The sequence below is a fragment of the Agrobacterium deltaense RV3 genome (assembly GCF_900013505.1).
Taxonomy (GTDB): Bacteria; Pseudomonadota; Alphaproteobacteria; order Rhizobiales; family Rhizobiaceae; genus Agrobacterium; species Agrobacterium leguminum.
Genome location: NZ_LT009746.1, coordinates 573,963 through 581,440, shown reverse-complemented (window position 1 = coordinate 581,440; position 7,478 = coordinate 573,963). Strand labels below are relative to the sequence as shown.

At 58.5% G+C, this 7,478-nt stretch carries 9 protein-coding genes and 1 tRNA gene; 2 read left to right on the top strand and 8 right to left on the bottom strand.

The window, feature by feature from the left end:
* Window positions 1-131: 131 nt before the first annotated feature.
* From AGR7B_RS17035 to AGR7B_RS17025, 3 genes are all read right to left on the bottom strand, one after another.
* Entirely contained in the window at window positions 132-923 is a 792-nt protein-coding gene (locus tag AGR7B_RS17035; RefSeq protein ID WP_078053372.1) for a metallophosphoesterase family protein, read from the bottom strand.
* Window positions 924-1,117: 194 nt separating this feature from the next.
* The gene (locus tag AGR7B_RS17030) at window positions 1,118-1,723 is read right to left on the bottom strand and encodes a transglutaminase-like cysteine peptidase (RefSeq protein WP_003520892.1); all 606 of its coding nucleotides are present in this window, start codon (window positions 1,721-1,723) and stop codon (window positions 1,118-1,120) included.
* A gap of 151 nt (window positions 1,724-1,874) precedes the next feature.
* Window positions 1,875-2,174, bottom strand: a complete 300-nt coding sequence (locus tag AGR7B_RS17025; protein WP_162856828.1) for a hypothetical protein — start codon at window positions 2,172-2,174, stop codon at window positions 1,875-1,877.
* Window positions 2,175-2,522: 348 nt separating this feature from the next.
* On the opposite strand from AGR7B_RS17025, the gene AGR7B_RS17020 reads away from it, so the two are divergent.
* Window positions 2,523-3,080 (top strand): HNH endonuclease, encoded by a 558-nt coding sequence (locus tag AGR7B_RS17020; protein ID WP_003585610.1) that lies wholly within the window; start codon window positions 2,523-2,525, stop codon window positions 3,078-3,080.
* A gap of 30 nt (window positions 3,081-3,110) precedes the next feature.
* On the opposite strand, the gene AGR7B_RS17015 is transcribed toward AGR7B_RS17020, so the two are convergent.
* From AGR7B_RS17015 to AGR7B_RS17000, 4 genes are all read right to left on the bottom strand, one after another.
* Complete coding sequence (locus tag AGR7B_RS17015; protein WP_078053374.1) at window positions 3,111-3,626, bottom strand: disulfide bond formation protein B; 516 nt, start codon at window positions 3,624-3,626, stop codon at window positions 3,111-3,113.
* A gap of 535 nt (window positions 3,627-4,161) precedes the next feature.
* Complete coding sequence (locus tag AGR7B_RS26215) at window positions 4,162-4,446, bottom strand: hypothetical protein (RefSeq protein WP_080857405.1); 285 nt, start codon at window positions 4,444-4,446, stop codon at window positions 4,162-4,164.
* Between the two features lie 84 nt (window positions 4,447-4,530).
* Window positions 4,531-4,944 carry a hypothetical protein gene (locus AGR7B_RS17005; protein WP_080857404.1) on the bottom strand — a complete coding sequence of 138 codons (414 nt, stop codon included), beginning with the start codon at window positions 4,942-4,944 and terminating at the stop codon, window positions 4,531-4,533.
* Window positions 4,945-5,135: 191 nt separating this feature from the next.
* Window positions 5,136-5,220: transfer RNA gene (locus AGR7B_RS17000), tRNA-Leu, on the bottom strand.
* Window positions 5,221-5,515: 295 nt separating this feature from the next.
* On the opposite strand from AGR7B_RS17000, the gene uppQ reads away from it, so the two are divergent.
* The gene (gene uppQ, locus AGR7B_RS16995) at window positions 5,516-6,145 is read left to right on the top strand and encodes a polysaccharide biosynthesis GNAT family N-acetyltransferase UppQ (protein ID WP_078053418.1); all 630 of its coding nucleotides are present in this window, start codon (window positions 5,516-5,518) and stop codon (window positions 6,143-6,145) included.
* Between the two features lie 54 nt (window positions 6,146-6,199).
* Here the strand turns inward: uppQ and AGR7B_RS16990 are convergent, their stop codons facing one another.
* A complete protein-coding gene (locus tag AGR7B_RS16990; RefSeq protein WP_065657099.1) occupies window positions 6,200-7,471 on the bottom strand; it encodes a GNAT family N-acetyltransferase in 1,272 nt (423 codons plus the stop codon).
* Between the last annotated feature and the right edge of the window lie 7 nt (window positions 7,472-7,478).

The following is a 7,478-nucleotide window of genomic DNA, read 5'->3' as shown; positions in this document are numbered from 1 at the left end:
TGGAATCGCCAGCAAATGGCGGTCCTCGATGATATTCTGAGCGGCAGGCAGGCTGGTTGAAACCAAAGCCCTGACGCCGTCATCAGGCCTTGTTCAGTTAGTTTAGCTTGACGCGGGTGGGCAACGCGCGCTCAACCGATCAGGTGCAAGCCCGCATCCGAAAGCCTGAGAACGGTAAGCCTGCCCGTGGTGAATGCACCCGTGTCGATGCCGATCCGTTGCGGGCCGGTTTCCGGCTCGGTTACCGGCGTGTGGCCGTGGATGACGACGAGGTCCAGCCCAGCCCCCTGCGACAGGAACGGTTCCCGGATCCAGAGCATGTCTTCATCCGTCTGCGCCTCCAGCGGCAATCCCGGTCTCAAGCCGGCATGCACGAAAATATAGGGTCCTATCCGGGCGTAGATCGGCAGGCTGGATAAAAGCTGGCGGTGGGTTTGCGGAATCGCGCCGAGCAGGGCGTCCCTGAATGGCTGCAGTCTCAGGCGGCCCTTTTGCAGGAAATAGTCGATATCGACGCCGTAGGATAAAAGCGTCTGGCGGCCACCGAAGTCCAGCCAGTGCATATTCTGCTGCGGATTTTCGAGAAAATCATGGAAGAGCTGCTCATGGTTGCCGCAAAGCGCAATGCGGCGCAGCGGCGCGGGTGGCGGCTGCAGCAAATGTTCGAGAACGCCACGGGAATCGCGTCCGCGATCGACATAGTCACCGAGGAGAACGACCAGCGCGGGAGAAGGGTCGTGCCCCAGATCGGCAAGGATTTTCCGCTCCGCCTGCAACAGCAGGTCGAGGCTGCCATGCACGTCGCCAATGGCATAGATCGGAAAGGAGGCCGGCTTGTCGCCAAGGTCAATTCTGCGCCGCCTCCGGTCGTCGCGGGAGGCTGGTTGTTTACGACCGCGAATCCAGTTGAGCACCTTGGGCATAGCTGCCGATACTGTCTCTCCCGCACAAGGTCAAGAGCGTTGAAGGCGGCTGTCGCATTGCCCGCCAAAGCTGCGTTGACGCGCCGATTCTGTGGGGAAAGAATACCCGTTTTGATGGTCGAAAGATACGGCGCCTTAAACCGTCAACCGAAATGCCTGCCCTCCGAAAGGGCGGCTCAGCCTGAAACCGTGTTCTAGAGTTTCAGCCAGACACGCGGGTCCTCGTGCGACTGGATCTTGATCCATTTCAGATCCACCGCTTTCCATGGCTTGACGACATTGGTGCGGTTATCCAGCACCAGATCGCCCTGGCTGGTGCTGACCACCAGAACGGCATGTCCTATGCCATCCGTTGTGCGGGCTGTTGCGATGCGCAGGGCGCCTGAAGGCCAGCCGGCGCGCAGGAGGCGTTGCCGCTTGGTCACCGCGAAATCTTCGCAGTCGCCGCTTGCCGGGTTCAGTTTCCAGTCGTCTTCGCCGTCCTGTTCGCTGGCATAGATTATCGAGGTGTTGATCTCGGCGTTGATGCGCTGGAGTTCCGTGCGCTTCTGCTTGCTCAGTTCCACTGTATCGCGGTCGCCAATCCGGAGGCACTGGTCGGCGGCGCTTTCACAGAATTTCGCAAAGGCAATGGGTGCGATGGTCGGACGGCTCGTGGTCATGAACTGGCCGGGCCGCGAGGCGCCGGGCTTCTGGGCAAGGCCACCGAGCTGGACGGCGGACGCCGTTGTCGCAACACTTGCCGCCACGCCGGCAGCGACGGCAAAAATCTTTGCCAGACGGATTGTTCTCTTCGCCATGTCCTTGCCCCTGCACAATTGTTTTGTCTTGTCTTGTGCCTGGCACCATAGCGACCCATTCTTGCGGGCCGTTTAAGTCGATAGATTGCATTTTAACGAAATCTAATTTTGTTACAGCGCGCTGAAAACAGCCGGAAAGCCGGGTTCGCGCTCACCTGCAGCGGGTCCTGCCCTCGGTGTCGACAATACAGGTCTGCTGCGGGACAGCCCGCCTGAGTTCACGCCGGGTCTCGGGGGAGGCGCGGCTTGCCGGCGGCCGGTCGTAATTTCGGTAAACTTCGAAATTGCGCCCGCCGATCGTTCCCTGCGCTCCGCCGCGGCCATCCGGCGTCACTTCGAAATTCTGATATTGCTGGGCATGGGCGCCCACGGAGAGGAAGATCATGGCGGTCAGGACGCCGGCCGCCAGACCGCCCCGCAATGCTGCTGCTTGCTGCCTGCCCAACCTCATGACCGTTCCTCCATTGACGGAAATGATGAATGCCGCCGCCGCACATTTGCCATGCCCGGCGCGCATTGATTTTCCAGTCGTCCGTCGGGGGTAATCATATCACCGATAGTGCATCCGGTGTGAGAAGGATTTGTGTCTGGCAAAGGCCCGAATCGCCCTCCTGCCGCATCGGCCAGCGGTGTCACAACGCCAGGAGGTGTCCCGTGCCGTTCGATCGTCAGGAATGCGAAAAAGGCCATTCTGCGGCTCAAAAATTAAGCTCTTCGCCGCTGCATTTATAGGCTTCACAATCCTGTAACAACGGACCTAATATACAAGTGCAGATGCCGAATCGCTCAGGAGAAGCCCTTGACGATTGCAGTTTCACCACAGGCCCTGCCGGCGCTCGTTCTGAACGCAGACTACAGGCCACTGAGTTATTATCCCTTGTCGTTATGGTCCTGGCAGGACGCGATCAAGGCCGTCTTTCTAGACCGTGTGAACATCATTGCAGAATATGATCACGCGGTGTCGTCCCCCAGCTTTTCCATGCGGCTGCCGAGCGTCGTCAGCCTCAAGACCTATGTGCAGCCCACCCGCAACCCCGCCTTCACCCGCTTCAACGTTTTCCTTCGGGACAAGTTCGAATGCCAGTATTGCGGCACGCGGGACGAATTGACCTTCGACCATGTGATTCCCCGCGCGCATGGCGGTGAAACCACCTGGCACAATGTCGTTGCGGCGTGCTCTCCCTGCAACCTTAAAAAAGGCAGCAAGCTTCCCAAGCAGGCGGGCATGTTCCCGGCGCAGAAGCCCTTCCAGCCGACGGTTCAGGATCTGCACAATAACGGGCGGCTGTTCCCGCCCAATTATCTGCACGAAAGCTGGATGGACTATCTTTACTGGGATACCGAGCTGCAGCCCTGATCTTTCGAGGACTGCAACGCGGTTTTCCGCTTACCGGCTTTTACGGCTCGCGCCAAAAAAGGCGACTGCCGCAAGTGCAACGCTTGCAATGACATTCCAGCCCGCAAAGGAAAGGCCGAGCACCCGCAAGGCAGCGTCGTTGCAGGAGGGGGCCTTGATGGCGTTCAGATTGCCCAGCAGATCGCCGGCATTGGTGGTGATGGAAGGCGCCCCGGTTGCGCAGGTGATCGGCCCTTCCCAGAAACCCCATTCCACACCGGCGTGATAAACGCCGAGCCCGGCGCCGATCAGCATCGCCACGCCGATAAGGGCAAGCAGCAGCCGGGTGATCTGGACCGGCAATTTGAAGACGCTGGTCGCAATGGCCAATATGCCCAGCGGAATCGCGTAATAATAGGGATCGCGCTGCAGCAGGCACAGCGCGCAGGGCGTATAACCGCCAATATGCTGGAAACCGAGGGCGGAGCCGACGGTGAAGATCATTCCCGCCGTGACGCCGAGAGCGGCGAGCGTGCGGCTATTGTCGGCGGTGGTCGCATTGGCCATGTTGTTTTCCTCAAACTTCGCGAAGAAGCAGATATCCCGGACGGGCTTTCAAAAAGGCGGGCGTGATGGCGAAATTAAGTCGCCGGTCTTCACGGGGTGTAACGGGATTCGTCTAATCGAGTCCGCCGCATCTGGCAAATGAAAGCCCGGTAATACTCGGAGGCGCGGAAGCAAAGTTTCGTGAGCTTTTCGGCGGCGTGAGACCGTCGAAGAGTTCACTGACGCATGCTGGTCAAAGCCTAGAGAAATCAATGCGCTTTTAGGAAATGGTACCCCAAGCCGGACCGCTGATTTCTAAGAAAATCAGCGGTTTCGCGTCTTTTTGGACATTTTGGTTTTCTATGCGATCATTACGCTTTCTCCAAAAGTGTCCAATGCCTGCGCCGTCGCAATTTCCTGGTATAGGTGGGGAAGAACTCAAGGCGGTAGCGGCTCATTGAAAGCTGCGAAAATACGTGTCAGAGATTCCGGAAACTAAATGACAATATACCTTGCGCTCTACAAAGGGTGCGCGGTTCATTCCCCTTCGGCCCTCCTACGAGTTCGTTGCGCTGGCGCTCCCAAATTCCGCGTCTTTCCGTAAAGCATCATCAATCTCCGCCGAGGACACTTGCAAGAACTGCCGTTTGACCGTTTTAGCGGAAATTGCAGGTATCTCAAGGTGTGTCGCCACGCGCCTGTAGGCCGAAAAACTTAGACCTTCAATGAGTTCTTCGTCTACGACGAGACGATACGTACCTGCGTCTAAAGGTGCCACGAGGCTACTTAGTACAAACGGGTGCGCGAAAGTGATCTCGCTGTTTGTTGTTCTCTCTATCATGTCTCCGGTATCCTCTGTTCTATTGCATCGCCTCTCGCTGAAAGGCGCAATGAATGATGGGGCACTGCCAACCGCTCTTCTTGATCAGAACAGGTTTGGACGGTGCTGGGGATGACCAAGGGGGCGACGTACCGCGCCGCCTTCATTTTCCCAAGACTGCTCGTCCGCTTCAATTGATCGGGTAGGCACTTTCCGGGATATTCGAAGCACATACCTCATGTTGCGGGGCAGTCCACGAATGGCATAGGGGGCAAGCGCCGACTGATAAGAGGGTCGATGCAAACTCGCCCTCCCAAGACGGCGTTTAAGTTGGGCTGCGAGCGCATCTGCGGATTTCTCGCCCGCAAGAAACAGTCGCATTACGAGAAACGCGGCCGTGTTAAATTGTCGCTGATCATCACCCAGCAATGCGGCGTTATAGCCAGCACTCTTCAAGACTGACTGGATTATCTCCATTTCCTCGGGGGAAATGCCAGAAAAATTGGAATCGGAAGACATCTCGTCCTCCTCTTATTGGGGCTAGGGTAACCCGCCCTTAATCAGCAGCGCCCTTAACATGACTACTGACAACTCAATATTGCGCCCGAATGACGCCTAGCGCAAGCGAATAAGGATTTTCATAGGTGGTGGGAGTTTATTGGACACTTAGTGCCGGAAAACCTAAGAAAATCAATATGATTTTTAGGTAATGGTACCCCAAGCCGGGATCGAACCAGCACTCCTTTCGGAACCGCATTTTGAGTGCGGCGCGTCTACCAATTCCGCCATTGGGGCAACGGTGGTAATGCCACGGCGTCTATCATGCTCAAGGCCATGCGTGCAACCCCAAAGCTGACTTATCCTTTTGAATTCCGCCTGTTTGCACGGGCGGTTTTCCGTCTTTGCCGGGCCGTCGATCAAACTGGTGCGGCCGGTGGCTGTGCCGGATCGCGACACTTGCAGTTGCGGCATTAGGATAATATTAGGCACCTCTAATAAATTGGAATATACGCAATTACTAATTGAATTATGATGTCAGCGTGGAGTTTCCACGCGGGGCGGGAATGGCCAAACTCATAGGGAGGAAATTATGAGGGCTTTTTCTCGCAATTTATTACTGTCCGCCTGCCTGATCCTGCCGATCAACGCCCATGCGCTGGATATCGGGATCGGTGGCGAGAATGGGGTTAACGCCAGTGTTGGCGACAATGGCAGTGGCGGGCTCGGGGTCGATGCCTCCGTTGGCGGCAGCAGTGGCGTTAACGCCAGTGCGGATGTCGGCGGCAGGAGCGGCGGCGGGCTGGGTGCGGATGTCAACGCATCGGTTGGCGGCAGCAATGGGGTCAATGCGGATGTCAATGCATCCGTGGGCGGTTCCAGCGGCGTCAATGCCGGTGTGAACGCTTCCGTTGGCGGCTCGGATGGCATCAACGCCAATGTCGGGGCCAATGTGGGGGGCTCGAGCGGTGTCGGTCTCGGCGTTGGCGTCGGCGGCTCTGGTTCGACCGGCACGCCCGGAAATCCCGGCGGCAGCACCACCAATCCCGGCGGCTCGGGCACAGTGTCTCCGGGCGCGATGCGCAATGCCCTGCAAGCCTATAACGATATGTCGCGGACCGAGCAGATCAAGCTCGCCCGCCGTTGTGTCGATATTCTGGGCGGCGGATACGATGCGGCGCTGACGAAATTGTGCAAGATGATCCGGACGGCCTCGCGCTGAAGCAGGCTTTGCCCGTGTCAGAAACTTCGAAGGGCGCCACCGGCGCCCTTCGGATCAATTGCCCTTGCGTCCGAAGGACAGGATCTTCTGCCGTAGGCTGCGGGCGAGGTTGCGGGTGTTGCGGTACATGTCCACCTGCGTGGAAACCTGCCGCACGTCCCGGTCGCTGTTCTGGGCAAGCCCGACGACCAGCGTGCCCATTTCCTGACGCTCCTGCCAGAAGCGGCTCATGATCGGATGATCGGGCACGGCGCAGCTGTCGCTGCGCAGAATATTGGCATCGTCCAGATGCCAGTCGGTCAGTTTCTGCACCAGCAGCTTGCCGGGAGAAAATTGCGCATAGCTCTCGTCGAAAGCGGTCTTCCACGTATAGGCCTCGCCCGCCGTGATGAACACCACCATGGAGGCGATGGCGCTGCCATTGAGATCGATGGTGTGGATACGCACCGCATCCGCTTCGGCCAGATTGGTGATCGCCTCGCGGGCGAAGGCGGCGCGATAACGGTCGTTGACCAGCGCGGTGCGTTTGCGGCCTTTCCAGCCGCTCGCCTCCAGCGCCAGAAACTCCTCCATGCGGTAACGCACGTCCGCTGGCTGCCGGGTAACGGTATAGGAGAGGGCCCCAAGTTTTTCGAGCTGCCGCCACTGCCTGTTCATTTCGCGCAAATGGTGCGGCGCAAGGGCGTTTCGCAGATAGGCCCTGCCATCGAGAAGGCTCTCCAGCATCGGCCGGTAATAATTGCCCGTCGTCGTCACCGGCAGGTTGCGGCTGAGCGCGATGGCTTTGAACATGCGGGCAAACGGCCCTTCCAGCCGAATGTCCGGCAGAACCAGAACATTCGGCAGACGCATGTTGCTGTCGGAAAGCGCATCGAAAAGATTGTCGAGGGTTTCGGCGGCGCCTTCGGTGTCGACCAGCGGCGTGCCGAGCGGCCCGAATGGATTGGCCCAGACGCGAATGATGGAGGGACCGATGGAAAAGCCCGGCTTTTCCACGGTAAAGGGCATCAGGAAGCGCATGCGGCTTCTGGCGCCATTCTCGTCGCGAATGAGGGCGAAGCGCACGGACTTGTCCTCGATGCGCGGCATGGCGGGCGCGAGAAGCCTTCCGGTGAAGAAGACATTCGCCTCCATGACACGGTTGGACAGAAAGTCTAGTTCTTCCTGCATGTCATAACCGAGCTGACCCGGATAGATGCAGAATTCCCGGCCATCGCGGCCCACGCGTCGGCTGCTGTCGGCCACGGGGCGGTCACGCTCCGCGGACGCCATCAGTGCCGCGATGCGCGGGTCCTGAAAATCCGGATTCTTTGGATCGCTGGACATGCTTATC